Genomic DNA, 25,899 nt, shown 5'->3' on the forward strand with positions numbered 1-25,899 from the left:
TAAATAGATATTAATTCTATCTTTTACAGATAAAAACATTATTGGGTTTCATTTTTAACCGACTGAAAGCTTTTTAAAATTGACACTTACACGACTTGATCTATGTTTTTTTCGCATTAAGCAGTATAAAACAATTAAAAATTTATCTGCATTAGAGCATTTATGAAGGTTGTGATCGCCCCTGATTCATTTAAAGATAGCTTATCGGCTTTAAAGGTAGCTCAAGCCATTGCCCAAGGATGGCAAGCGGTTTTTCCCGATGCAGAAACGATTTTATGCCCAATGGCAGATGGCGGTGAAGGAACCATTGAAGCTGTTTTAGAAGTCTGCGAGGGTCAATGGCGTGAAAAAACTGTAGTCGGGCCATTAGGTCAGCCTGTTCAGGCCAAATGGGGATGGTTAGAAAAACAAAAAATTGCCATGATTGAAATGGCTCAAGCGAGCGGCATACAGTTAGTTCCACCGTCTGAGCGTGATGCCTGCCACAGCACAACATTTGGCACAGGTCAGCTTATTTTGGATGCCTTAGACGCGGGTGCAAAAGATATTATTTTAACTGTGGGCGGTAGTGCGACCAATGATGGCGGCACAGGCTTACTTAGTGCTTTGGGTGCAGTTTTACTCGATGCTAACCAAAACGTTTTACCCGCTGGCGGCCTTGCCCTTAGCCACCTATCTAAAGTTGATTTAACACATTTCGACTCACGTATTCAGCACACACGGTTTTTACTGGCTGCCGATGTGACCAATCCACTTTGTGGCCCAAACGGCGCATCACATATTTTTGGCCCACAAAAAGGCGCTTCTCCTGCTCAAGTCCAGTTACTCGATGCAGCCCTTGCCCATTTTGCCGATGTCACGGCACAACTTTTAGGTTTCGACAAACGAGATGAAGCGGGTTCTGGTGCCGCTGGTGGTTTGGGCTTTGCCGCCAAAAGTTATTTAAATGCAGACTTTAAAGCTGGAGTTAAAGTTGTTGCTGAACTGAATCAGCTTGAGCATAAAATCTCTAACGCAGATTGGGTGATGACGGGTGAAGGTAAATTTGACCAACAAACCTTAAGCGGTAAAACCGTTTTTGGGGTAAGCCAAATTGCCAAAGCCCACAATGTTCCGGTCATTGTGATTGCTGGGACTTTAGGGGAAGAATACCAAGCACTTTATGAGCACGGTGTAAGCGCTGCTTTCTCACTAGCCAATGGTCCCATTACCCTAGAACACGCCTGCGAACATGCAGCAGAACTCATTTATGAGCGAACAGTCGATATAGCGAGATTAATTCAGTTTAGTCAAACTAGCTTAAAAGATAAAAAAAACTTAATCGGTTAATTTTAAAAGACTCTCTCTACAGCTCTCCAAGATTTCATCGCTAAGGTTTGATTGGTCTGGGCATGCACGAGACAATGCAATTGCCCCTACTGACTGAGCAAGAATATTAATAGCTTGCTTTCTCAGCTCTTCTGTTTCTAAAGAAACTTGTTTTGCGCGTTCATTCATAATGAACTCAATAAGCTGCTCTATGCCCTCTTCAAACTCGACTTTTACTTCGTCGGGCTGTCTTGCGGCATCACAAGATAGCGCTGTTAAGGTACAGCCCTGATCACGGTTGTCCCGATGTGTACGAGACACATACATTTGAATAAATTGGGGTAAGTTTAAACCTTCTATTCTTTTTAAAACCTGCTCAAGACCATATTTGGCAGTAATAGTAACAAGGTCTGTTTTCGAGCTGAAATGTTTATAAAACCCACCATGAGTAAAGCCTGCGCTAGACATTAACTCGGCAATACCTACCCCGTCGTAACCTTTGCTACGAAACAGTTGAGTCGCCTTTTCAACAATTTTACCTCGGTTTTCTTTTACCTGAGTTTTACTGACTTTCATGTTGGTGCGCTCACTTTTATTCACCCTGCTCGTCATTATTATACATTGATTATGATTGACATCAAAACCTGTATATTTTAGATTATGACCGTCATCTAAAAAATTAAAGCGTGGAGACATCACATGTCAGCTCAATCAAAAGTACTTATTACAGGGGCTTCGTCAGGAATTGGTTCTGTTTATGCAGATCGATTTGCTCAACGTGGCTATCACTTAATCTTGGTTGCACGAGACACCAACCGTTTAGATAAAATTTCAAAAGATCTTCAAGAAAAATACGGCGTACAGGTGGAGTTCATTCAAGCCGATTTATCAAACGATCAAGACATTCGCAAAATTGAAGATGTACTCAAAAACGATGCTGATATTGAAATTTTGGTAAATAATGCTGGGATTGCACTGAACGGAAACTTTTTAACTCAAGATCGTAATGAGATTGAAAAACTTCTAACTTTAAATATGACTGCGGTGGTGCGGTTGTCTCATGCAATGTCGCAATCCCTTATACGCAAAGGTAAAGGCGCCATTATTAATTTAGGCTCTGTGCTTGGCTTAGCGCCTGAATTTGGTTCTACCATTTATGGCGCAAGTAAATCTTTCATCCAATTTTTTAGCCAAGGCTTACATTTAGAGCTAAAAGATCATGGGGTACACGTTCAAGCTGTATTACCTTCTGCCACTAAAACCGAAATTTGGGAACGTTCAGGTATAGATTTAAGCCAAGTTCCGCCATTAATGGACGTCAATGATTTGGTCGATGCAGCCCTGATTGGTTTTGACCGTAAAGAAACAATTACAATTCCTGTGCTGAAAGATGAAAATCAATGGAATAATTTTGAAAAATCGCGTATGACATTATTACCAAACTTCTCTTCGGCTGAAGTAGCCCAACGTTATAAAAACTAACGACTACGGCTACCCAACTCTCAAGTAGGAAAATCTTATGAATGTTATTGATGCTCTCCGCAAACGCCGTGCAGTTAAACGCTTCGACCCTGCTTTTCAACTCTCTGAAGATGACAAAAAGCAGTTATTGCAAGAAGTTTTAGCAAATGCACCAAGCGCTTTTAACTTGCAGCATTGGCGTCCAGTCATTGTTGAAGATGCAGAGTTAAGACAAAAAATTCGCACGATTGCTTGGGACCAACCACAAGTAACAGAGTCATCATTACTGATTGTGTTATGCGCTAAAGTGAACACATGGGAAGTTGATGCTAAACGTGTATGGGATGGAGCTTCTCCAGAAGTTCAAGATATTATGGTTGGTGCAATCGACCAGTATTACCGTGACCGCCCACAAACCCAACGTGACGAAGTGATGCGTAGTGCGGGTATCTTTGCTCAAACCCTTATGTTACTTGCTCAAGAGCATGGTTTAGATAGCTGTCCAATGGATGGTTTTGACTTTGATGCAATGGCAAAGCTCATTAACTTGCCTGAAGACCACGTGGTGTGTTTAATGATTGCGGTTGGTAAATCAGCTTCTGAACCTTACCCGCGCGTAGGCAAACTTCCTTACGATGATGTCATTATTAAAAATACATTCTAAGTTGTAATTCAAATTTTAGGCTTTCATTCTATTTGTTATTTTTATGATAAATAGATGGAAGCCTTTAATTTGGCATGTATTTAGACGCTAAAAATCATAAATTGGCGAATGGAAATTAAGCGACCTTATTTCTATCATCTTCTATGTATGACATCGTAATATTAATTAAGCAGTCCACTAACTCTTCAAAAGTAAAACCCATATTTTCAGACGTAAAAAAGTTCATTGTTAAAGCAATACTTGAATGAATTAAAATATAAACCATCATTTTTAAATTTTTGATTTTTAATACTTCAGGATGCTTCATGGCATATTCAATGGCTAAGACATTGATCGCTTTTACGGCTTTTACATGACTTGCCTCAGTACTATATTTAGAAGAAACACTGAGCCAATAAAAATATTTATTATTATCTTTCGCCAAAAACTCGCCGATTTTTAAAAAAATTGTTCTGATTGCTTCAGGAATCTCTAAATCTAAAATTTCAGGAATCACGCCATAAATAACTTTTGAGATTTCCGCAATAAAGTGCTGCTGCATCTCAACAAAAAGGGCTTCTTTATTTTTAAAGTACTCATAAAAACTCCCCGATCCTACGCCTGCTATCTCACACACTTTAAGTACTGTTGTATGGTCCAAGCCATTTTTCATAACAGATATAAATCCGGCACCCACTATAGAATCAAAGGTATTTATTGCTCTATTTTGTTTTGGTTTTCTTATAGTTACCATAATTTTTTATCCTTCTAATAATCCGTCTTTTTTCTGTATAAATTCATTGATAAATTCTAGTATAAATCAAAATTTGATCAATTATTTTATAAAGATGAGTTTAAAAAAATGAATACAGCTCTAAAATCGGATCAAAAAATTTTTCGTCGTAATGTTGAACTGACATACGATCATCATAAAAGTTACTCTTTTTATTATGAGGAAAATCCTGTTGTTACTTCCTTGTTCGTTGTACTTTCAGCGATGTTTCCCGCTGGTGAAATGTTTTTTATAGAAAGTATCAGAAATGTTCGAAATCAAATTAAGGATGAAAAACTTTTAGAAGATATAAAAGCCTTTATTGCTCAGGAAGCTTTCCATAGCCGTGAACATAAAATGCTAAACAATCACCTCATCCATTCGAACTATCCTGAAGTTGTCGAAATTGAAGCCCAAACCAAAGCACGTTTGGATAAATTACGTCAACTTTCAGCAGTCGAACAAGTCGCTGCTACAGTCGTGATGGAACACTATACCGCCACACTTGCTCGCCTATTACTCACAGACTCGTTAATTAAAGAAAAAACCACGCAAGAGAGCAGAAATTTGTGGGAGTGGCATGCCCTCGAGGAGCTTGAGCATAAATCGGTCGCGTTTGATGTATTAAATGCGATAGATGGAAATTCTAGCAAAAACAGAAAAGTAGCTTTAGCTAGAGTTGCAAAACTCATCCCGCCTATTATTTTTAAATATTGGATAAAAATCTTAAAAAGAAAAGATATTAACTTCACTTTGAAACAGTTGAAGGATGGTATTTACTTAGGTTTTGGTGGAATCAATCGGGTCGGTATTTTGTCTAAAGCATTTGTAGATATGCTGGATGTCAGAGCAGAAAATTTTGACCCGTTAAACATGCAAACAGAACAATTAGAAGCCGAATTCCGAGAAAAACTATTTGGCCAAGCAGGCTTTCTTAGAGACTACCTCAGCTAGAAAAACCAATCTATAAAAGCCCTTATCAGCGGGCTTTTATAGAAATAACGATTTTAATTTTTATGTATTTTGATTGACCTTAACTTTCTATTTTGGATCGGCTCAGATCACTTAAACCAAGAAAATAATCTAGTAATCTCTCCCTTTCATCTACCCCACCAGAGCTTAAAAGCTGAATGATTGTGCCTTCCACCATATATAAAAATAGTTTGGCATCGGTAAAAGAGGTATCAGGTTTTAGTGTTCTAAGCTGGCTATAAATTTCATTTTTTAGCCATGTTCTATAGCGCACTGCGGTTTGATAAGCGTTGGGATAGCTATTTTTAATCTCAAAAATGGCTTTAAATAATAAGTAATACGGCCCTTCTAGATCGGTATGTAGAAAGTAAAGCTTTTTGAGTTTATCGATGACAGGAGTGCTTAAGTCATATTCGACCATTGCGACTACTTGTTCTTGGAGCTTTTCTTTTTGCACCATCAGGCAGATTTCAATGAGTCGTTCTTTAGAGTGAAAATAATTATAGAAAGTCGCTTTTGTAATCTCTGATTCTTTCACTATTCTGTCGACCCCAATAAGGTGAAATCCACGGTGATGGAACAGATCAATTGCTTTATTTACAACATATAAGGCACGTGTTGGGAGAACTAAATTTGGCATAGTTTTACCGTTATAAATTCTTGTTGTTTGTAAATGAGATACTTTTTTGGGAGAAAAAAAGGCACAGCAAAGCCTATAAAGACTGTGCGTGGCACATCTCAAGTTTTATTGTTGCTGCAAGTTTTTAGTCGTGACGATTTAAAGCCTAATCAGCCGCATGGCGATCAAACTTGTTAAAAACTAAGTTGTGTTGTTATAGCGTTTGGCAAAGGTTGCCAAGAAATAATGGATGTGCAAAGCCAACTCCTTTTTATTGGGAGTTCTGCCAAAGCATTAAAATTATGGTGGCAGAACGAGAAAGGGTTAGCAGACTAGTATTATCTCAAACTAGCACACCCGAAGGTGTCCCTCTCCCGTCCTACCGCTACGGGAAAGGGACGAGTAGTTCACCACACAAGACTATTCCTCAGAAGGAAAAGCTCTGATGCGGGAGATAATACACGGTCTGCTAAAACCGGCTGGCAATGTGGCCAGCAGGCAAAGAATAGTGCTCTGCCCTTTTGCAGTCAAGCACACAAAATGACATTTGTTTTAATTTAGATCATTAAAAAGTAAGGATAAATAATGAGATAGTTATTGTTAAATGGGGGTTTATAAAGGCTATGAAATTTATATAGATAAATTAGTTTAGTTAGGCAAGAATAGAATATATAAAAGGGATATAGAGAAAACTGCCGCCCTATAACAGTCTCTTTGTATAAGGTATATTCTATTAATTCTAAGTGAAGTGAATAACATAAAATGAATGATGCAGAGAAGTTTCAGCTCAAACTGGAATTAACATTAAACTTAAAATCTGCTCAAGACATTCAAAAATGGGCTATAGATAAATTAGACAAAAACCCAGCAGATCTTTTAGCTTTAGACATTTGTTTTTTCTCTAAAGATGAGGAAATCTTAGATTATTGCAATAATATTAGTATTGCTGAAACTAATGTAGAACCTACTCTTAAGAAAAAAATTCTTTATGAAATATTAAAAAAATATACAGAGATAACGCCCTCTATCGGATATTCAATAGAATTCATTTCTAATTTATTTGCAATATTAATAAAGATATCTAGATTTGCTGAAGATGAAGATCTATACAATTTTATAAATTATTATGATGATGAATTATATTTGGCTTCAGAAGGTATATCTAAATTAGAACTAAATGAGATATGGCCTACTTTCTTGAATGATCTTAAAAATTGGCTTTCATTACAATGTGAGCTTCTTTCATAGAATAACTGCTCTTAGAAATTAGCCTCACTTAAGGAGGCTATATCGTATCTTTCTAATAATTTTCCAATTCAAGCTCTAAATCATTTAGTACCTGTTCTATCTCTGGAGTTACACCATTATTTAAAGGAGTATAAAAAATGCCTATTAATACCTCATCATCTTTTAATGTAGGCAACAATTCATTCATGAAGTCATCTAAAGAAATCAGCTCAGCTTCATATTCTTCCCACTCATTCTCAGCACATAACTCGGCATACTCTTTGGCGGGCCATACAGGAAATACTTTTTGATTATCCTCTGTTCCAGCCAATGCCCATCCATCATTATATAAACCCCAAACTTCTTGCGTATCGGCAATAACTTTTATGAAATGCTTATATCTTTTAGCACCATCTAATGCTATTACAGCATCTATTTGCTTTTGACTAATTTTCATAATTTTGAACCTATAATTTATTAAAAATTACTCAAACATTACCAAAGGAACCAAAACCATCAGTATAACCACCATATTGACTAGCAATATTATTTAGATCTTCTTCGAATTTTATAATGTCATCATAAAATGGAATCATTGTACTCGTACAATAACAAGTCCATTCCTTAGTATCATTATCTTGCTCAACACTGGCTTTACAACCTAATCTTTTAACCTCTGTAGAAATCTTTTCTCCAATCTCTTCTGAAGGAATTACAATAAAGAAATCTATTTCCATCGGCTTTGTTAGATCAAACCCATTTTTCTTAAATTCGTTTAAAGTATCTCCTGTTGCATCATTAGGAAATTGGCTCATTTGATTCTCTATTTTTACTAATTTTGGCTCTTTGAGATTATCATCTTTCAAGAGATTCTTGAGAATCCTTAATAAAATATTAGTAATAGATGTAGAACTAAAAATTTACTAAAACTATCTCAAAGTTGAAACCAAGGTTTCTTTGGTGCAGTCCCAGTATACGCAGGACTAACTTTAATCGGCCCCTGACCTTTTTCGCATTGTTGAACACCCCACTCACTCGGGCGAAAACGTGCATTCGCTCCATCAGGCTCAGGTTTACCAAATTCTTTTTGAATATCATAATCAATGAGTGGTATTTCAAGTAGCACGATGTCTCCACGAGAACAAGCGATGGTAGGACGTTTCGTATCGTAAACCCATTTACCATAGCCATTTTCTTCCTTAGGATCAAAGCGCATAACTGGACCTACATGCTGATCCCATGCCAATTCCATTCGAGGAGGCTCCATCGCAGTTACCCACATTCCTGCAACCTGTACAGGATGAGGAAAACGTACAGCCTCTAATCCACGTAAGCTAAAGGGTACTTGTGGCTCGCCGTTGTCAAAAGCATCGTAACGACTAATTAAACTCCCTTTAGGAATCAACAGTTCGCCATATTGTGCATCTTGAGATAAAACGAAATGGCTGCGACGTTCTTTGTAATGCTGCTTAAGAGCAATCTCATACTTTACCGATTCAGTCATATAAAATAAATAACCTGCCCACAGGTCACATATTAATGCCACTAGCGTAATGAATAATGTTTTTTGAGAGAAAAACCTCACAGGCTTTTGAGCCTTATTTCGCCAAAAGAATAGTGCTTTCACTAATAAACCTAGCGTTAGTACAACACCAATCAATGGAGCAATAAACAACAGAAAAATTGCAAAAACCGAGAATGTCTGTACAGGTATCATAATTGTTAAATCTTTAATTTCATTTTTTCAAAGGTGGGTCACCAAAAAAATTCTATGTACGTTTATTAAAAAACAATCATTATGACTCACAGGCACTATTTTATAGTTTTAGCATTTTCACATACTAAATTAAGCATAGCTAAATCATTGTCACCCGTGGCTTTCATTACTTCACTCTTTTTATCGCTCTTGTACTTAAGTTCACCATTATTTTTATCACCAATCATAAAGTCTAAAATCTGTATGGTCTTATGTGAACAGTCAAAAGCCATATGAAATTGTGCGATATTATCTTTATCAAAATCACCTGTATAAAACTTTGTTTCGGGTACGCCAACTAGTTTTCTGGTAGCAGTAATTTTAAATTTACTTTTACTTGGTAAATAAAATTCGATTGAATCTAGTTCAAAAGCATAAGCGATATCTTCTTGTTGATAATAAACTTCTTCTGCTTGAATACTATTTGAAAAAGCTGCACAGGTAGCGAAAATTAGGCTAAAAATTGTTTTTTTCATTTACTAAAACTCATACATAATTTTTTGTTGCCTGATTTTATATAAATGAAAGGTCTATGAATATAAAAAACATTTGTTATTAAGTGATATATACAGTTAATATATCCTTTGAATAAAAGTATCCCCCTTCTCAAAGAGGTTTATATGTTGGAGATAGTAATCATCTGATAATCACTCTCAATTTTTATTATTGAGTTGATTATCAATGTCGCAATTTTTCTGTGGTCATATTTCTGATCACTTGTATTTGCACGTTTGATCATTATCAAGGCTCCAACATGAATCTTTCAAAGTTCGAACAACGAACTCTCCATGTCCTTGCTAAAGGCGGACATATTAAATACCAACGTGACGCATCAGGCACAGTCTATTTCGTTGAATGCTACACACGAGAAGGTTTCGTGCTATCTGATTGTTCTTTAGATGTATTTAAAAAGCTAAAAGCAAAACGTTTAATCAAGTCTAAAAATAGCCAACCTTATCAAATTACATTGTTAGGACTCCAGACGGTCCGCCCTCAACTAGACAATCGTTGATATAAGTTGCTATTTATTAAGAGAAAGAAAAATATGAATATTACAATTCGAGATGAACAACCCGAAGATATTAAAAATATCGAAGCGTTGACGAAAGCCGCGTTCTTAAATGAAGAGCATTCTAGCCACACTGAACAATTTATTGTAAATAGCCTTCGTAAACATAAGCAACTTACAATTTCTTTGGTTGCTATAGAAGATGACTTAATTGTAGGTCATGTGGCTATTTCACCAGTTACAATTACGTCAGGTGACACTGATTGGTATGGCCTAGGCCCTATTTCTGTATGTCCAAAGAAACAAGGAATTGGCATTGGTTCTCTTTTAATGAATGCAGCTCTTCAAAAGTTAAAAGAATTAGGCGGAAAAGGTTGCGTTCTATTAGGTGATCCAAATTATTACAGTCGATTTGGTTTTAAATCTTACCCTGATTTAAATTTACCTGATGTGCCTAATGAATACTTTCAAGCTTTAAGCTTCATTAACCATATTCCCTCAGGTGAAGTTACTTACCATGACGCTTTTACGGCAACTGAATAAATAAGTTCGCTTACCACACATAGTAAAAAGCCTCTATTTATAGAGGCTTTTTTCAATTCAACAACGTATTATTTATGAACCCAAGGCACAGCCGGTGAACCAATCCATGCAGATTTAGCCGGAATATTTTCACCTTTCATGACCAGTGTTAATGGACCTAACACTGCATGATTGCTCACGTTTGCGTTATACAAAATAATACTGCGCGCATTGACCACTACATCATGCCCCACGTTCACTTGCCCAATTTTCATAATACGGTCTTCAAACAAGTGAGTTTGCGGGCCTGAAAAGCTATTAAACTCGGCACGGTCACCAATGCTGACACAGTCGAACTCGGTAATATCAGCTGTATCCATATAAACATCTTTACCAATACGAACCCCTAAAATACGCAAGAAGAATGGCAACATTGGCGTTCCTCTTAAGTAGTTTAAGAAGTTAGGAATCGCAACTGATTCATATAAGCTGGTAATCCCTTCACTTAACCATACGAACATGGTCCACATAGGTGCCGAACGCGGTTGATAGCGACCAATCAAAATCCACTTTAATAGCGCAACAATAAGGAAACAGCCAACACCATAAAGCAGCCCTGCGAGCGTTAATGCAACCAGTCCTGTCTCAATATTGTAGTTATTAATCACATCAATAACGTCTAGTACGATCATATAACCCACCCCAATCGCAAGTGCGGCTGGCAATACAATACGAAGCCCTTCAATAAACCCGCGCATTAAACGGCGCTTAATACTTGGTTTAAAGGTTAAATGGTCAGGATATTTTTCAGCAGCTTCACGTGCAGGTAACAGCAACGCCGGAGAACCAAACCAAGTTTGTCCGTCATACATTTCACGGTTATCTGGTGTTTTTGATTGCACGCCAATTAAAACATTGTCTGGTAACACTGTCCCATCAGCAATATAAGCACTATTTCCCACAAAACTACGGTTACCGATTTTGGTTGCTTTTAAAGACATCCAACCGCCTTTAATCTCTTCATCACCCAGCATTACCGCATCGGCAATAAAGCTTTCTTCACCCAAAGTCAGCATTTCTGGAATGACGCCGGTTGCGGTAGAAATTTCGGTATTTTTACCCACTTTTGCTCCCAGCATACGGAACCATGTAGGCGCATAAATGGTGGCAAACAAGCCATGTAAGGTTTGTAAGCTCGTTTCTAAAATTTGGGCCGCAAACCATTTACGATAATACGTGCTGCCATGAACCGTATAGGTTCCGGTTTCAAGACGCGGCAATGCAATTTTACGTAGACCTGAAGAAATCACCGCAGTAATCATCATCATCATTGCACTAGCCGGAATCGCTAAAATGAAATAATAAAGCGCGATTTGCAAATGGTTGTTCGGGTTAATATTAAATACATTTACATCTAACCAGTCGACCAAAAGGAAGCTTGGAAAAATTGGAATAAAGAAAAGACAGGCAATAATTAATGCGCTAACGCCATAGTATCCATATTCAGCAATTTTACGTATAAACGATAGTTTAGGACGCTCTGGCAATTTAGCTTGCTCATCTATATGCCCTATTTTCTGAGCAGGTGTTCCATCCCAAATTTCGCCCTCAGGTACAACCGTGTCATATTCAATTGAAGTTAAGGCATTTACATGGGCCTGTTTTTCTAACACTGTATTTTCTTCTAATACAGCATACGAACCTACATAACTGTCTTGTTTAAGGTGAATTGAACCTAATACCAAGTGGCCATGTTCAACTTTGGCATTTTCTAAATTCACCTGAGAACCGATACTCACGCCATCTTCAATAGTCAGTAAAGATGGCATACGAATATGTACAGAACTAATGGTAACGTCGTGACCGATTTTTGCACCAAGTGCTTTCAAATATAAGTTAAGTAAAGTCGAACCCGACAAGAGATAGACAGGTGAAATATTACTAATACGGTCTGCTAGCCACCAACGGAAATAGGTTAATCCCCATAATGGATAACGCCCTGCGCCAATTCCTAACATTAATAGTCGTTTTACCGTAATCGACAGTACAAAACTGCTCATAATGACACTGACATACACCAATAAAGACAACGCAATCGCATACGGGATACTGTCGCGGGTTCCACCGGTAAAGTAGTGATAGGTAAAGAATGGCGCTAACCACTGCAAAATATTAATCGAGATTAAAACCGGAATAGTTACAAGCTGTGCAATACCACATAACCATTTATAAGTCTGATTACGAGGGTTATCTTGTCCAATTTGGCTATCAAATAAAGTAGGTTCAGGCTGCTCTAACATGAGTGCAGCAATCGCGCCTACTCTTCTCGCTTGATATAAGTTTTGAATGGTCAGATGGCTATATTCCGCATGCTCACGCAGATTTGAAATTAAAACAGCGGCGAGTAGTGAATGCCCGCCTAAATCATCAAAGAAATCGGAATCGAGTTTAATCGGCATGTTCGGGAACAAGCGATTCAAAATTTCAAACAAGATTTCTTCGGCTGGGTTCTGTGGCTGGTCAGATTCACTGCGATCTACCACACTTGTGAGCGGTCTTGCTTTTAAAGCCTTACGGTCAATTTTCCCAGATAACAGACGTGGAACTTCTTCAATAATCTCAAAACGATTTGGCACCATATAAGGCGGTAATCGCTGACTCAAGTTATGGCGTAGTTCTTTAATTTCTATAGCTTGCTTTGCATCAATTTCTGGTGCAATAAACGCAATAAGTTGATCAATGCCGTCTTCAGGACGAAGAATAACGGCTGCCGTACCAATTCCGTCAATATCACAAAGCGCAGCTTCGATCTCGCCAAGCTCTACACGGAAACCACGGATTTTAACTTGGTCATCGGCACGACCTAAGCAGTGTACTTGACCAAACTCATCAATTTTAGCCAAATCCCCAGTACGGTAGAGTAATTCTTCCTCTACACTCATTGCCCAAGGGTTTTCAATAAACTTATCTGCGGTTAAATCAGGACGTCCTAAATAGCCTTGTGCCACACTTGGACCAAAAATACATAACTCCCCTGTTTCACCTTGCTCGAGCAACTCTCTTTCAGAGTTAATGACCAACATACCGTAGTTTGGTAAGGGCTTGCCAATGGTGACGGGTTTACCGCGTTCTAATAACTCAAGACTTGCAGAAACCGTGGTTTCGGTTGGTCCATAGGTGTTAAACATTTGATGATGAGGTAATGCCCAGCGGTCAACCAGTGAATCCGGACACATTTCCCCACCTAAATTAATAATTCTTAAATTAGGTACATCTTCAGGAAATAAAGCAAGTAATGTTGGAACAGCGTGCAGTACTGTAATTTGTTCCTGCTTTAAGGTTTGGCATAACCGCTCAGGGTCACTGACAAGTGATTTAGGCGCAATCCACAACGTTGCGCCCACCAAATAAGAAAGCCAAATCTCTTCAAACGACATATCAAAAGCGACTGAAAAGCCTTGATAGACCTTGTCTTGCTCTTGAATACCCAAAATACTATTTTCACTACGTAAAAAGTGACAAATATTTTTTTGAGTAATCACAATCCCTTTGGGTTTACCTGTCGAACCCGAGGTATAAATAATATAGGCAGGTTGATCTGGAGTGGTTTTCGCTAAACTTACACTTTCGCTTAGTGTTTTTTGCAGCTCGGTGTTGGTCCATTTTGTTTGCGGCACTTCAGCTAAATGTTCATACCATTCATCTGTAGTAATCATTCCCACCGCTTCGGCATCTTCAAGACATACCGCAATACGATCCGCGGGCGTATCCATATCAAAAGGAAGCCAAGCTGCACCGCTTAAACAAATGGCCAGTTGAGCTTTTAAAAGCTCAATACCACGCGGCAACCATAGCCCTACAATATGACCTGGCTTTACCCCTTTTAAAGCCAGATGTTGAGCCATAATTAAGGCTTGCTGATACAGCTCACCATAACTCAGCGTTTTATCTGCTTCAATTAAAGCCGTTTTATCAGGAAGAGTTTGTGCAGTATGAGCAAAAATATCGGCTAAGACTTCATTCTGCAAAAATTCCGGATGATACTTTCCACGAATTACATTTTTCGTGTTCGTTACAAACTGGTTCATTTTTATACTCTCTTAATTTTCTGATTTGGCTTAAATGAAGTCATAATTTATTTTTCTGACCCATTAACGAAATCTAGATAGGCCATAAATTAATTAAGAGAACTTAAAGCAAGATTAAATTTTTAGTTTTGATGTTTATTCAACACAGTAAGAACCTTAGCCTATAATTTTAATTTATAAATAAAAATCAAATATTTAATATTATTGTTCTAATTTTATGATTATCTTTAAGATAAAAACGTACAAAACTAATGAAGTAAAAAGCTAGAATTCACAAGATTTATATAGTTCTCATTTTAATTAAACTAATAAAAGCCATCCTGTATACAAATTCTCCATATTTTAAACTTAATTGTTTAGTTCTGAATTATTAAAAGAGTTCTTAAAAAATAAAAGAGTTTATTTAAATTTATACATAATGTTTGATTATTAACATTATATTAAATTTGTATGCATCAATTCTTTTTAACTTATATCTTTATCTGGATTTTATAAAAAGTTAACTCCATTAAGCGGATTGAGCGAGCAGTTATTTACACGTTCTACTCATAACTCAACCTATCCTATTTTGTGCGGTGGGCCATGTGGGTTAAAACGAAGATACTCTTGAAAGGCGAGCTAAGATTACCTGTTTCATTTAAGCATGACGAAGTATCTTTATTTATAATATTTGAAAATGGACTTAAAGAATTAAACAGTGGTGCTGGTATGAGTCAACACATAATAAACCCAAAAGAAATACCTTTAGCATTTCAAACCGCTTGGAATAAGCATGATATGCAGGCCTTTGCTGCTCTTTTTGATAAAGATGCGACTTTCGTTAACCGTTTCGGTCACTACGTTAAAGGAGTTGATGAAATTATTGCAATCCATCAACCTATTCATGAAACCATTTATCGTGATTCAACACTAGAGAATGAGCTGATAGACCTCATACCTATGAGTGAGGATATATGTATTTCACATTTTTGGAGCCGCCTCACTGCGGGCGTAGCTCATCCTCAAGGGCCTCATCAGATTGATACTCTCATTCTTACTGTGCTCACCCAGAAGAATCATTCTTGGTACATTCAGGCGCTGGAAAATGTCACTTTAACGAACCCTCGAACGGGAGAGACTATACTTAGAAATATGTAGAAGGGAACACGATCTTTTTTTAGTAATTTATATGCATAAAAAAAAAGCCCTTGTCATTAACAAGGGCTTTTTAAGAATTTTGGCGGAAGCGGTGAGATTCGAACTCACGGAGGACTCACACCCTCGTCGGTTTTCAAGACCGGTGCATTAAACCGCTCTGCCACGCTTCCAACGAGCGCTATAATATAAACAAAAATGCAAGTTGGCAAATCTTTTATTTAATTTTTAATTCAAACGCTCAAAATAAAAACAAATCTATCTAAATTTCATCATTTTTAGGTTTTTCATAGCGAATTGCATTGATATACCACAGCTTTTTGCCCAAAGGCGTGTGTACTTCTACTTCATCATCGACTTCTTTACTCAAGAGTGCACGTGCCATAGGTGACTCAATTGAAATATGCTGAGGATGGTGATCATAAATTTCATCAACCCCGACAATCCGTAAAGTTTTTTGCTCCCCTTCTTCATTTTCAATGTCGACCCAAGCACCAAAGTAAACTTTGCCTTCTTGCTCAGGTGAGTAATCAACAATTTTTAACTCTTCTAAACGCTTTCCTAAGTAGCGTACTCGTCGATCAATTTTTCTAAGGAGTTGCTTGTTATATTGATAATCTGCATTCTCACTACGGTCACCGAGGCTGGCAGCCCAATTTACTTTTTTCGTAATTTCTGGTCTTTCTTCATGCCAAAGTTGTTTTAATTCAGCAACTAATTTGTCATGGCCTGACCGAGTGATTAAGTTAGATTTCATGATTAAAAACCACTGATTAACAACATAAGGGTTACAAGATGTAGCATTTTATACCCTATTTTCTCACATCAGAAGTGTATAAATTTTCTTCCTTAATAAATTCATGTTGTTATGATGATATATCGGATATTTAATTGTACAAAATTTGACAATACTTTTTATCAATATTATGATGCGCGCATCTTAAATGTTGAGTATTTTTTAACCCACTCAAAAACTATGTAGATTTTCTACACAGTTTGCTTTTTTCATTTCATGTCATTTTGAATGACGTCATGACTGCCCACCCCTTATTGAATTTATCAACTTTTAGAAGTTATGGCAGCTTTTTGTCTGACTTTTAGGGCATAAATTACCTGTAGCGGAGACAACATGCACAGTAATTCAAGTTCTGGGTCGAGGCTTGGCCTTAGCTCTTTATTTTCTTCTCTCCCATTGAAAGTTCTTGCGCTCAGTACTATGTTTTTTCCCTTTCATAGTATCAATGCAGGAAAAACCCTACAGTACAATACTGTAGTTAACACAAACACATTAACAGTGGTTGCCGTAGAAAGCCCAACGACTGTTTTTAAAGAAGACCAGTTTTTACACGGCTTCGGTTATGACTTAGCGCGTAACTATGCACAAAGCTTAAATGTAAAGTTGGACTTCAAAATCGTGACAGATAATGCCACGGCGCTTAAGTGGGTTCAGCAAGGTAAAGCAAATCTTGCCATGACAACCGCAAGCTTAAGTTCAATCGAGAACAAAGGTTTAATGTCTTTTTCTGCAAGTTGTGGTGATATCGTAAATTTGCAAAAAAATGGATTAAATCCGAATCTAAGCTGGGTGTTTAAACAAGCAGATGACCCGCTTACACAAACAGCAAGCGGTTTTGTTTGTCAAAGCAAACAAAATGGTCTAACTCAGCAACTTGCTTCTTTTTATAACCGTAATGTTGTAAAACCAGAAGCTTGGTCTACGATTCAACGTGACTTAAGTGCACGTATACCGATTTACAAAGCAAGCTTTAAACAAAGCGCTGCTCAGTACGATTTAGACTGGCATTTGCTTGCAGCGATTGGTTATCAAGAATCGTACCTAAAACCGGAGTCTGTTTCACCAACAGGTGTACGTGGGTTAATGATGTTAACCAATAGTACAGCTCGGGCAATGGGTGTGAGTAACCGTAACGATCCAGCACAGAGTATTCAGGGCGGTGCGAAATATTATGATCTCATGTTAAGTGAGTATGATGATATTCCTTTCCCAGATCGCAACTGGTATGCGCTTGTGGCTTACAATATGGGTCCAGGTGCAGTGAACCAGATTCAAAAGCGCTTGCAAGCCCAAGGGAAAGACCCGAACCAATGGGTTAATCTCTATAATTATTTGCAGAGTAACAAAACTCGCAATGGTCGATACAAACAAGCAGTTCAGTATGTGACTCGTATACGTGCTTATCTTGAGCACATTAAAACGGCACAAACGCGAATTAATATCTAGTTTTTATCATCTAAAAGTTGATAAATTCATTGTTTGTATAAATAAAAAGCTTACCTCTCGGGTAAGCTTTTTATATGAATTCTTTTTCAGTTTAAGCGGTTTGCTCTAATACTTTTTTGAACAAATCTTTTTGTTCTTGGCTTGGTTTAGCTGTTTGTAAAGCCATTAACTGAGACATATCGCCTTGAACTTTTATTTTACCAGTCATGAATGCCTGCATAGCAGCTGCCATATCAAACTCTAGGAATACTTTACGTAAAGTTTCAGCATCCATGTTTAATGTAGTTTTGGCATTTGAAGACAAACCTTTTTGGATTTTACCCCCATCTAACGCTAATTCGGTATTTCCAGAAGCATCTGTAACTACTAAATTAATTGCCAAATTCGCAAGAGCTGGTGGCAAATTAAGATCACCTGCTTCAGCAGTTAATTTTTCGACAGTCGCAAACCAATCATCAGTTAAAAATGCAGGCATGATTCTTCCTCAAATTTATTTGTTCAATTTCTCTAGTGTTGCCTATCCAGACAACATCGTGTGAAGCACTTCTGCTTGAGCGTTGTTATAGCATGTAATTTTAAGGTTGAGCTATGACTTTTTGTACGGAACATTCATTTTTTAGTATTTTGATACATTAAAGGCACTTGTTTATAAAGTGCCTTCAATTGACTTATTAATTCGTTTTATTCAGCAGCAAAGCTTAAGTTCACTACATCTAAACGTTTTTTCAGTTCTTCTGGATCTTTAAAGTCTAATTCGCGCTGCGAGTCAAGAACTTCGAAATCGAACAAATCACGGTCAGCAAGTTGTGAAGGTGAAACGTTCTGTAACGCACCAAAAATGCTGTGTAAACGTTTTGGATACTGTTTGTCCCATTCACGAAGCATTTCATTGATCATGGCACGTTGTAAGTTCTCTTGTGAACCACAAAGGTTACACGGAATAATTGGGAACTTACGTAACTCTGCATATTTGATAATGTCCTTTTCTTCAACATAAGCCAAAGGACGAATCAAAATATTTTTCTTATCTGACGATAAAAGCTTAGGTGGCATTGCCTTTAAGCTACCGCCATGGAATAAGTTCAAGAAGAAAGTAGCAATAATGTCATCACGGTGATGCCCTAGCGCAACTTTGGTTGCACCAATTTCTTGAGCAAAGCCATAAAGCGAACCACGGCGTAAACGTGAACACACAGCACAGTACGTTTTACCTTCAGGAGTTAAACGTTTGGTAATGCTGTAAGTGTCTTTTTCCAAAATGTAATACGGAATGTTATTTTCTTCCATATAACGTGGTAAGACATCTTCAGGGAAACCCGGCTGCTTTTGGTCAAGGTTAACCGCAACAATATCAAAATTGATTGGTGCAATACGTTTGAACTGCAACAAAATGTCGAGCAAGGTATAACTGTCTTTACCACCAGACACACACACCATGACCTTGTCACCATCTTCAATCATATTGAAGTCACGGATGGCATGTCCAACTTGACGGCGAAGCTTCTTAAGCAAACGATAATAGGCCGAGCTTGTTGGAAGTTCAGGCTTAAAATTAAATCCTTCGTTGGACTCAACTGGCGCGTACATAGACGAGATATACCCATAAATAAAAATACCGCGCAATTTTATATGATTCGGATGAGAATCGCATCAAAAGAATAGTTTCAATTCTTGAAGTCGTCATAATGCTCAGGCATGATGCAAAAGCAGTGCGCTATTTTGACCGATGAGTTCATTTTTTGCGCAAAATGCTTACTTTTTGGACTTTTCCACAGTTTTCCACAAAACCTGTGGATAAAATTGTGGATTTCTTAATACTTGACAAACTGTTTTGACCTTCTGTTAAGGGTTTTATTTAAATTGATCATTTTTTAACCAATGATTTTTACCCTTATTTTTCAAATAGTTATTCAAGTCAATAGAATCATTTTAAAAATTTTTTTTAAATTTTTTTGATGATCATTCGAGCAAAACTGCTTGATTTTTTCAAAGAGTCAAAATAAAAAAAATTACACAAAACTTCTTTAAGTAATATTTTTTGATAAACTCTTTGACAAGTTTTGAGACCCTAAAATTGTGAATAACATAAAATGAAAAATTCGGTTCAATATCTTTTTTCTTGTTTACTGGGGATGACCACTTTTTCGGTAGGTATAACGCCGACTTCAGCAGGTCAGATGTACATTTACCAAGACAAAAACGGCAGTACTTTACTGACTAACCGTAAAAGTTATGACCATTCACTCAAAAAAGTAAAAGTCACCTACTACCCGGATAGTAATATTCATAGTTATAGTAACTGGGGGACTTCAGAGGCTTCGGTTCTACCAAGCTATAGCAAAAACAAAAATGCTTTTGATCATATTATTAAGCAGGCAGCACAACAGCACGGCGTTTCGGAAGGATTAATCAAAGCCGTTATGCATACCGAGTCTGGTTTTAACGTAAATGCCCGCTCTCCGGTTGGTGCCCAAGGTTTAATGCAGCTTATGCCGGCTACTGCTCGTCGCTTTAACGTATCTAACGCTTATGATCCTCAGCAAAATATCTTCGCTGGTGCTAAATATTTAAGTTGGCTGCTCAAACGTTTTAACGGTAATACGCAAATGGCGCTTGCCGCTTATAATGCAGGAGAAGGAAACGTCGATAAATATGGCGGTATTCCGCCATTCCGTGAAACCCAAGATTATGTTCGCCGAGTCACTAGCCGCTACCAAAACTTATATTCTTCTGGTGTAGGCCTTTCTTCTTTTAGCAATTCGAGTATTTCTGCCCAAGCGATAAACCAACCAGCCATACCGCACAGTACTTCGACGCAAGTCTCTGCTCAGCCTATAAAGTATTCTTCCTCGCGCCAAATCGTGACATTGCCAGATGGTACATATACAGACGCACCTACAGGAACTTATGTCACCAATAATGCAACTGCTATTGCACATATCCGGATTGAGTAAGCTTAAAAGGCCTCATACCTTACGGTTATTTATTTAGCGGGTTCTATTGTCAAAAAATTGTAATGATCTATTACCCCCACTGTCGTGTTCAGAGGGGCCTTCTAATAACTTGTTTAATTTAAATACATTCTTAGATCGCAAAGAATGTATTGATTCCTTATTTTTTTCTTGAATTTTTCCCCTAAGCGCCGCATATTAGCTGAGTGATTTATAATTTATAAATCAGATAATATTTTATTTATAAGAGGATTTTCTCAATGATGCGGATTGGTTTGTTTTTGCTTACCAACCTCGCGGTACTGGTTGTAGCTGGCATTATTTTGTCACTCTTCGGTGTCGGTAGTTACCATGGCGCGGGTGGCTTAAATCTAGGCAACCTTTTAGTCATCTGTTTTGTGTTCGGTATGGTGGGCTCTTTAGTCTCTCTATTCATGTCCAAATGGATGGCTAAGAAAACTACTGGTACAGAACTGATTGACCCAAATGCTCCTCGTAACCAAGCTGAAAGCTGGTTATTGCAAACAGTCGCTGAACTTTCTCAACGTGCTGGTATTAATATGCCAGAAGTTGGTATCTTCCCTTCATATCAGTCTAATGCCTTTGCAACAGGCTGGAATAAAAATGATGCCTTAGTTGCCGTTTCAAGCGGTCTACTTGAGCGTATGAACAAAGATGAGCTACGTGCTGTACTCGCGCACGAGATCGGCCACGTTGCAAATGGTGACATGGTTACACTCGCACTCATTCAAGGTGTAGTAAACGCCTTCGTTATGTTCTTTGCTCGTGTAGTAGGTGACTTTATTGACCGTAATGTCTTTGGTCGTCAAGACAATGAAGCCCCAGGTATGGGTTATTTCATCATTACAATGGTTCTAGATATCGTGTTCGGTATTCTTGCCTCTGCCATTGTGATGTGGTTCTCTCGTTACCGTGAATACCGTGCAGATGAAGCCGGTGCGCGTTTAGCTGGTAAACAAGCGATGATTTCTGCTTTATTACGTTTGCAAGCTGAAACAGAGTTACCTGACCAAATGCCAAAAGAAATGAAAGCGTTCGCAATTGCGGAAGGTAAAGAACAAGGCTTTAGTTTAGCTGCATTGTTCCAAACTCACCCTACAATTGAACAACGTGTGGCAGCTCTACACCAATTAGATTGCCCATAAAACGTTTAATGTAAAAATAAAGCCTCCAAATGGAGGCTTTATTTTTTGATTACATGGTTTGATAAAGTCCCCAAAGGTAACTTGCACCCCACCACACAGCTAAGCCAATTAAAAGCAGTACAAACGCACCTAATAAATCGGGTATGTGCAACCATAACCAACTCACAACAGGGTTACGCCAGAATGCCGACTGTTGTTGCTTCTTTTCGAGCTTTTCATGTAAATACGGATGAACGACATGAATATCACTTTGGATCGCATATTCTTCACGTATATGCGTATGCACCACATCTAATGCTTTTCGACTGGGACGTATAAAAATATCGAAAATAGTCCCTGCAACTGGAACAAAACCGACTACGGCATCGACTACAGCAAGTTTAATCACTGGAGTGAGCTTATGCTGAGGCACACCTATTTGTTTAGCCTTATAAATGGCATAACAGGTCAATGCGAACCCAGCAACATCACCGGCAATTGGAATAGTACTTAAGGCTGCATCAGCGCCAATACCCTGCTTTGTAAAAGGAATACGGACCGCACTATCCATCATGGTTGCGAACTTGGCAAGATCCCGTTCTAGGGCGATAACCTGCTGCTGTGTTAATTTTTTTTCTTGAGGCATCAAAATCAAATATAAGAAGAAAAGTTAATCTTAATATACTTGATTTGATGCCCGTTTTTAAATTGTTTACTTTTAGGTTGAAGCTTTCGATTTAAACAGTGAACGTAATAATACGTACATGACCGGAATAAAAAACAGAACCAGCACAGTACCAAACATCACGCCACCTAAAATACTAATACCGATTTCTTGACGACTAACCGCACCAGCACCTTGAGCAAACACAAGTGGAATTACGCCTGCACCAAAGGCTAAAGAGGTCATTAGAATCGGTCTTAATCGTAAGCTCGCACCTTCTAAGGCTGCCTGAATGGCATTCTTACCTTTTTCTTGCGCTAAGGCCGCGAACTCAACAATTAAAATGGCGTTTTTACATGACAAACCAATAGTCGTTAATAGCGCAATTTGGAAATACACGTCATTTGGCAAACCAAAAATATAAGAGAAAATCACACTTCCTCCTACACCAAGCGGAATAGATGTCATTACGGCGGCAGGAATACTTAAGCTTTCATATAAAGCAGCTAAACATAAGAAAATAAATCCAGCCGAAATTAAATATAACCACACAGCCTGATTAGTCGACTTCTGTTCTTCAAAAGATAAACCTGTCCACGCTAAACCAATATCTTTTTGTTGGTTAACAAGTTGTTCTACATCTTTCATCGCTTGGCCAGAACTGCTGCCACTCGCCACATCTGCTTGTAGTTGTAAAGCACTATATCCCATATAGCGTTTTACAAGTTCCGGTGCACCGCCCCAGCTAAAGTTGGCAAATGAACTAAACGGAACCATTTCATTTTGGTCATTACGTACAGACCAGTTATATAAATCTTCCGGTTTAGATCTAAACTCGGCATCACCTTGAATCATGACACGTTTAATACGGCCCCGATCAATAAAGTCATTTACATAAGTTCCGCCCCATGCGCTCGACAAAGTGTTATTAATTGCCGATAGCTGTAGTCCATTTGCTAGTGCCTGTTTCTGGTCAATCTTAATATTAAGATTTGCCTTACTATTGGTTGACTGCTTATCAAAGTTTTCGAAAGTTGAATAATTTTTACTTTGAGCCTGCAATTGGCGGAAGGCACTATCTAGAAAATCTTGCCCCTGTCCATTCAAATCCTGAATCCATAAATCCAGACCATCTGTTTGACCTAAGCCATTAACTGAGGCAGGTAAAGTCACATTAATCTGTGCATTATTAAAATGACTAAAGTATTTCATTGCACGCTTTTGTATAGCCTCAGCCGAGTTTTCTTTTCCTGTTCGGACATCCCATGGTTTTAAAGCAATAAACCCTTGTGCCAAGTTTTGTCCTGTACCCGAATAATTTCGTCCATAGCGGATTAAAACCAAATCTACGTTTTTATCTTCTTGAGTTAAGAAATATTGGCGGACTTGCTCACCAATTTTCTGACTTTGAGAAATTGGTGCGCTGTCTACGAGCTTAATTTGAACACTTAAAATTCCTTGGTCTTCTTTAGGAATAAAACCGCTTTTTAAACCGTTATAGAACAGCGTAAAAACGGCAATTAAAGCCACAAAAATCACAATAACTGATTTACTGTAATGAATACTCGTCTGAACAAGCTTGATATATTGATTTTTAAGTTGCTCAATCTTTTGGTTAAACCATACTGCCCAGCGCTGAGGTTGAGGATTTGGTTTTAAAATTAATGCACATAAAGCCGGAGTTAAAATGAGCGCAACAATAAGCGACAACGCCATAGCGGCAACTAAAGTAATAGAAAACTGACGGTAAATCACCCCAATTGAACCGCCTAAAAAGGACATTGGAATAAAAACAGCAGTTAAAACCAACGTAATCCCGACTAAGGCACCACTAATTTCCCCCATCGACTCAATAGCAGCTTCTTTAGGAGATAAGTGCTGTTCATGCATGAGCCGCTCAACGTTTTCTACAACCACAATCGCGTCATCGACCAGCAAACCAATCGCGAGTACCAGCGCAAATAACGTTAAGGTGTTAATACTAAAACCAAGCACATATAAGACAGCGAAGGTTCCTAAAATTACAACTGGAACGGTAATACTCGGAATGAGCGTAGCACGCCAGCTTTGTAAAAACAGGAACATGACCAAAATAACCAGAATAATCGCCTCTACCAGAGTCTTTACTACTTCCTTAATTGACTCTTGAACAAAGGGCGTATTATCTCGTGGATAAACGATTTTATAACCCGCTGGTAGTTTCGTTGTAAGCTGATCTAGAGTTTGGTGGATGAGCTTAGAGGTCTGAATTGCATTTGCACCCGAAGATAAAGAAATACCCAAACCTGCGGCAGGATAGCCATTAATAGTGTTAAAAGACTGATAGTTTTCTGCACCTAGCTCAACTCTGGCAATATCTTTTAAATACACATAACTCGCCGTTTTATTCGACTTCACGACAATATTTTTAAAATCCTCAACTGTTTTTAAGCGAGAACCTGCTGTGACTTTTGTATTTAAATATTGACCGTCAATTACGGGTAAGTCACCAATTGCCCCTGCGGCGACCTGAGTATTTTGTGCGGTGATTGCATTCGCTACATCACTTGGCATTAAATTATATTGCTTTAATTTATCAGGATTTAACCAGATACGCATGGCATATTGTGAACCAAATACATCAGTTTCGCCCACCCCTTCAATACGGTTCAGGTTATCTACCACATGCGTAGTTAAATAGTCCGATAGCTCAATGTTTCCTGTTTTACCAGTCGAGTCATATAAGCCAATTACCATAAAAGTGTCACCCAGTGACTTACTTACCGTAACACCTTGGCGTTGAACTTCATCAGGTAAGCGACGTATTACGCCACTAATACTATTTTGTACTTGGACCTGAGCAGTATCCGGATTTGTTCCGTTATCAAAACTTATGGTGATTCGACTACGTCCAGATGAGTCACTCGATGAACTAAAATAGAGTAAGTGATCAATCCCTTGTATTTGCTGTTCTAAAATTTGAGTAACACTTTGCTCAACCGTTTGTGCATCTGCACCACTATAGTTGGCTGACACAGTAATTTTAGGTGGAGCAATGTCTGGATACCGTTCTACAGGCAAATTCATGACTGAAAAAATACCGAAAGCCATAACAATGATCGCCAGTACATTGGCAAAAATAGGGCGTTGAATAAAAAATTTAGATAGCATGGCTGCTCGGTATGATGTCGTTAATTAACAGAAGTAAATGCCGCTTCGAGACCTTGTGATGATCAACGAGCGGTATAAAAAAGACAAGTAGAATTAAACAATAAATGTAATTAAGACAAAAACAAAGCGTGATTGAATATTTCCAACAAACCAATAAAAAACCAGTTAACGAGTGTCACTTAAAATTCATGAATTCTTCATGATCATGTCAAACAAAGCACCGAAACTTGAGTCGT

The 25,899-nt window shown here is 38.0% G+C and carries 24 protein-coding genes and 1 tRNA gene; 11 read left to right on the forward strand and 14 right to left on the reverse strand.

Annotated elements, in window-relative coordinates:
- The first annotated feature begins 162 nt into the window (after positions 1-162).
- Complete coding sequence (locus tag EGT34_RS06810) at positions 163-1,329, forward strand: glycerate kinase (RefSeq protein ID WP_000869492.1); 1,167 nt, start codon at positions 163-165, stop codon at positions 1,327-1,329.
- On the opposite strand, the gene EGT34_RS06815 is transcribed toward EGT34_RS06810, so the two are convergent.
- A complete protein-coding gene (locus EGT34_RS06815) occupies positions 1,318-1,884 on the reverse strand; it encodes a TetR/AcrR family transcriptional regulator (protein ID WP_000868735.1) in 567 nt (188 codons plus the stop codon). The genes EGT34_RS06810 and EGT34_RS06815 overlap by 12 nt on opposite strands.
- Positions 1,885-2,007: 123 nt before the next feature.
- On the opposite strand from EGT34_RS06815, the gene EGT34_RS06820 reads away from it, so the two are divergent.
- Positions 2,008-2,790 (forward strand): SDR family NAD(P)-dependent oxidoreductase, encoded by a 783-nt coding sequence (locus tag EGT34_RS06820; protein WP_001276033.1) that lies wholly within the window; start codon positions 2,008-2,010, stop codon positions 2,788-2,790.
- 37 nt (positions 2,791-2,827) lie between these two features.
- Positions 2,828-3,433, forward strand: a complete 606-nt coding sequence (locus EGT34_RS06825) for a nitroreductase family protein (RefSeq protein WP_001100700.1) — start codon at positions 2,828-2,830, stop codon at positions 3,431-3,433.
- 115 nt (positions 3,434-3,548) lie between these two features.
- On the opposite strand, the gene EGT34_RS06830 is transcribed toward EGT34_RS06825, so the two are convergent.
- Positions 3,549-4,166, reverse strand: coding sequence for a TetR/AcrR family transcriptional regulator (locus EGT34_RS06830; protein ID WP_000256447.1), 618 nt, complete (start codon positions 4,164-4,166; stop codon positions 3,549-3,551).
- A gap of 108 nt (positions 4,167-4,274) precedes the next feature.
- On the opposite strand from EGT34_RS06830, the gene EGT34_RS06835 reads away from it, so the two are divergent.
- Entirely contained in the window at positions 4,275-5,138 is an 864-nt protein-coding gene (locus tag EGT34_RS06835; RefSeq protein ID WP_001090405.1) for a metal-dependent hydrolase, read from the forward strand.
- 79 nt (positions 5,139-5,217) lie between these two features.
- Here the strand turns inward: EGT34_RS06835 and EGT34_RS06840 are convergent, their stop codons facing one another.
- Positions 5,218-5,796: a TetR/AcrR family transcriptional regulator gene (locus EGT34_RS06840; RefSeq protein ID WP_001133246.1), complete on the reverse strand. Its 579-nt coding sequence runs from the start codon at positions 5,794-5,796 to the stop codon at positions 5,218-5,220.
- A gap of 741 nt (positions 5,797-6,537) precedes the next feature.
- Here EGT34_RS06840 and EGT34_RS06850 point away from each other — a divergent pair.
- Positions 6,538-7,023, forward strand: coding sequence for a hypothetical protein (locus EGT34_RS06850; RefSeq protein WP_000995959.1), 486 nt, complete (start codon positions 6,538-6,540; stop codon positions 7,021-7,023).
- A 52-nt stretch (positions 7,024-7,075) separates the two neighbouring features.
- Here EGT34_RS06850 and EGT34_RS06855 read toward each other — a convergent pair whose 3' ends face one another.
- The 4 genes from EGT34_RS06855 to EGT34_RS06870 all read right to left on the reverse strand — a co-directional run bounded on the left by EGT34_RS06855 (position 7,076) and on the right by EGT34_RS06870 (position 9,234).
- A complete protein-coding gene (locus tag EGT34_RS06855; RefSeq protein ID WP_000703840.1) occupies positions 7,076-7,459 on the reverse strand; it encodes a DUF2750 domain-containing protein in 384 nt (127 codons plus the stop codon).
- Positions 7,460-7,490: 31 nt separating this feature from the next.
- Positions 7,491-7,868 carry a ribonuclease E inhibitor RraB gene (locus EGT34_RS06860; protein WP_000650750.1) on the reverse strand — a complete coding sequence of 126 codons (378 nt, stop codon included), beginning with the start codon at positions 7,866-7,868 and terminating at the stop codon, positions 7,491-7,493.
- 68 nt (positions 7,869-7,936) lie between these two features.
- Positions 7,937-8,677: a hypothetical protein gene (locus EGT34_RS06865; RefSeq protein WP_086242036.1), complete on the reverse strand. Its 741-nt coding sequence runs from the start codon at positions 8,675-8,677 to the stop codon at positions 7,937-7,939.
- A gap of 137 nt (positions 8,678-8,814) precedes the next feature.
- Complete coding sequence (locus EGT34_RS06870) at positions 8,815-9,234, reverse strand: hypothetical protein (protein WP_000750919.1); 420 nt, start codon at positions 9,232-9,234, stop codon at positions 8,815-8,817.
- Positions 9,235-9,512: 278 nt separating this feature from the next.
- Here EGT34_RS06870 and EGT34_RS06875 point away from each other — a divergent pair, with 278 nt between their 5' ends.
- Positions 9,513-9,770: a YjhX family toxin gene (locus EGT34_RS06875; protein ID WP_001054060.1), complete on the forward strand. Its 258-nt coding sequence runs from the start codon at positions 9,513-9,515 to the stop codon at positions 9,768-9,770.
- Between the two features lie 33 nt (positions 9,771-9,803).
- A complete protein-coding gene (locus EGT34_RS06880; RefSeq protein WP_001027816.1) occupies positions 9,804-10,310 on the forward strand; it encodes a GNAT family N-acetyltransferase in 507 nt (168 codons plus the stop codon).
- Positions 10,311-10,378: 68 nt separating this feature from the next.
- Here the strand turns inward: EGT34_RS06880 and posA are convergent, their stop codons facing one another.
- The gene (gene posA / locus EGT34_RS06885) at positions 10,379-14,377 is read right to left on the reverse strand and encodes a delta-poly-L-ornithine synthetase PosA (RefSeq protein WP_001071466.1); all 3,999 of its coding nucleotides are present in this window, start codon (positions 14,375-14,377) and stop codon (positions 10,379-10,381) included.
- A 582-nt stretch (positions 14,378-14,959) separates the two neighbouring features.
- Between posA and EGT34_RS06890 the strand changes: the two genes are divergently transcribed.
- Positions 14,960-15,514, forward strand: coding sequence for an SgcJ/EcaC family oxidoreductase (locus tag EGT34_RS06890; protein ID WP_000270077.1), 555 nt, complete (start codon positions 14,960-14,962; stop codon positions 15,512-15,514).
- Positions 15,515-15,594: 80 nt separating this feature from the next.
- Here EGT34_RS06890 and EGT34_RS06895 read toward each other — a convergent pair.
- Positions 15,595-15,684 (reverse strand) — tRNA-Ser (locus tag EGT34_RS06895).
- Positions 15,685-15,773: 89 nt separating this feature from the next.
- Positions 15,774-16,268, reverse strand: a complete 495-nt coding sequence (gene greB / locus EGT34_RS06900; protein ID WP_000841361.1) for a transcription elongation factor GreB — start codon at positions 16,266-16,268, stop codon at positions 15,774-15,776.
- 372 nt (positions 16,269-16,640) lie between these two features.
- On the opposite strand from greB, the gene EGT34_RS06905 reads away from it, so the two are divergent.
- On the forward strand, positions 16,641-17,753 hold the full coding sequence (locus tag EGT34_RS06905) for a transglycosylase SLT domain-containing protein (protein ID WP_001984613.1): 1,113 nt from the start codon (positions 16,641-16,643) through the stop codon (positions 17,751-17,753).
- A 91-nt stretch (positions 17,754-17,844) separates the two neighbouring features.
- Here the strand turns inward: EGT34_RS06905 and EGT34_RS06910 are convergent, their stop codons facing one another.
- Both EGT34_RS06910 and ttcA read right to left on the reverse strand, forming a co-directional pair.
- Positions 17,845-18,228, reverse strand: coding sequence for an SCP2 sterol-binding domain-containing protein (locus EGT34_RS06910; RefSeq protein WP_001110719.1), 384 nt, complete (start codon positions 18,226-18,228; stop codon positions 17,845-17,847).
- A gap of 206 nt (positions 18,229-18,434) precedes the next feature.
- Entirely contained in the window at positions 18,435-19,340 is a 906-nt protein-coding gene (gene ttcA, locus EGT34_RS06915; protein WP_000271249.1) for a tRNA 2-thiocytidine(32) synthetase TtcA, read from the reverse strand.
- 503 nt (positions 19,341-19,843) lie between these two features.
- Here ttcA and EGT34_RS06925 point away from each other — a divergent pair.
- Positions 19,844-20,707: a lytic transglycosylase domain-containing protein gene (locus tag EGT34_RS06925; protein WP_000798650.1), complete on the forward strand. Its 864-nt coding sequence runs from the start codon at positions 19,844-19,846 to the stop codon at positions 20,705-20,707.
- Between the two features lie 257 nt (positions 20,708-20,964).
- Positions 20,965-21,870 carry a protease HtpX gene (gene htpX, locus EGT34_RS06930; RefSeq protein WP_000984535.1) on the forward strand — a complete coding sequence of 302 codons (906 nt, stop codon included), beginning with the start codon at positions 20,965-20,967 and terminating at the stop codon, positions 21,868-21,870.
- 49 nt (positions 21,871-21,919) lie between these two features.
- Here htpX and EGT34_RS06935 read toward each other — a convergent pair whose 3' ends face one another.
- Both EGT34_RS06935 and EGT34_RS06940 read right to left on the reverse strand, forming a co-directional pair.
- A complete protein-coding gene (locus EGT34_RS06935; protein WP_001135457.1) occupies positions 21,920-22,495 on the reverse strand; it encodes a DUF4112 domain-containing protein in 576 nt (191 codons plus the stop codon).
- Positions 22,496-22,567: 72 nt separating this feature from the next.
- On the reverse strand, positions 22,568-25,663 hold the full coding sequence (locus EGT34_RS06940; protein WP_000949245.1) for a multidrug efflux RND transporter permease subunit: 3,096 nt from the start codon (positions 25,661-25,663) through the stop codon (positions 22,568-22,570).
- Positions 25,664-25,899 lie beyond the last annotated feature (236 nt).

Source organism: Acinetobacter sp. FDAARGOS_558 (assembly GCF_003937785.1).
In the GTDB taxonomy this organism is placed as follows: Bacteria; Pseudomonadota; Gammaproteobacteria; order Pseudomonadales; family Moraxellaceae; genus Acinetobacter; species Acinetobacter baumannii.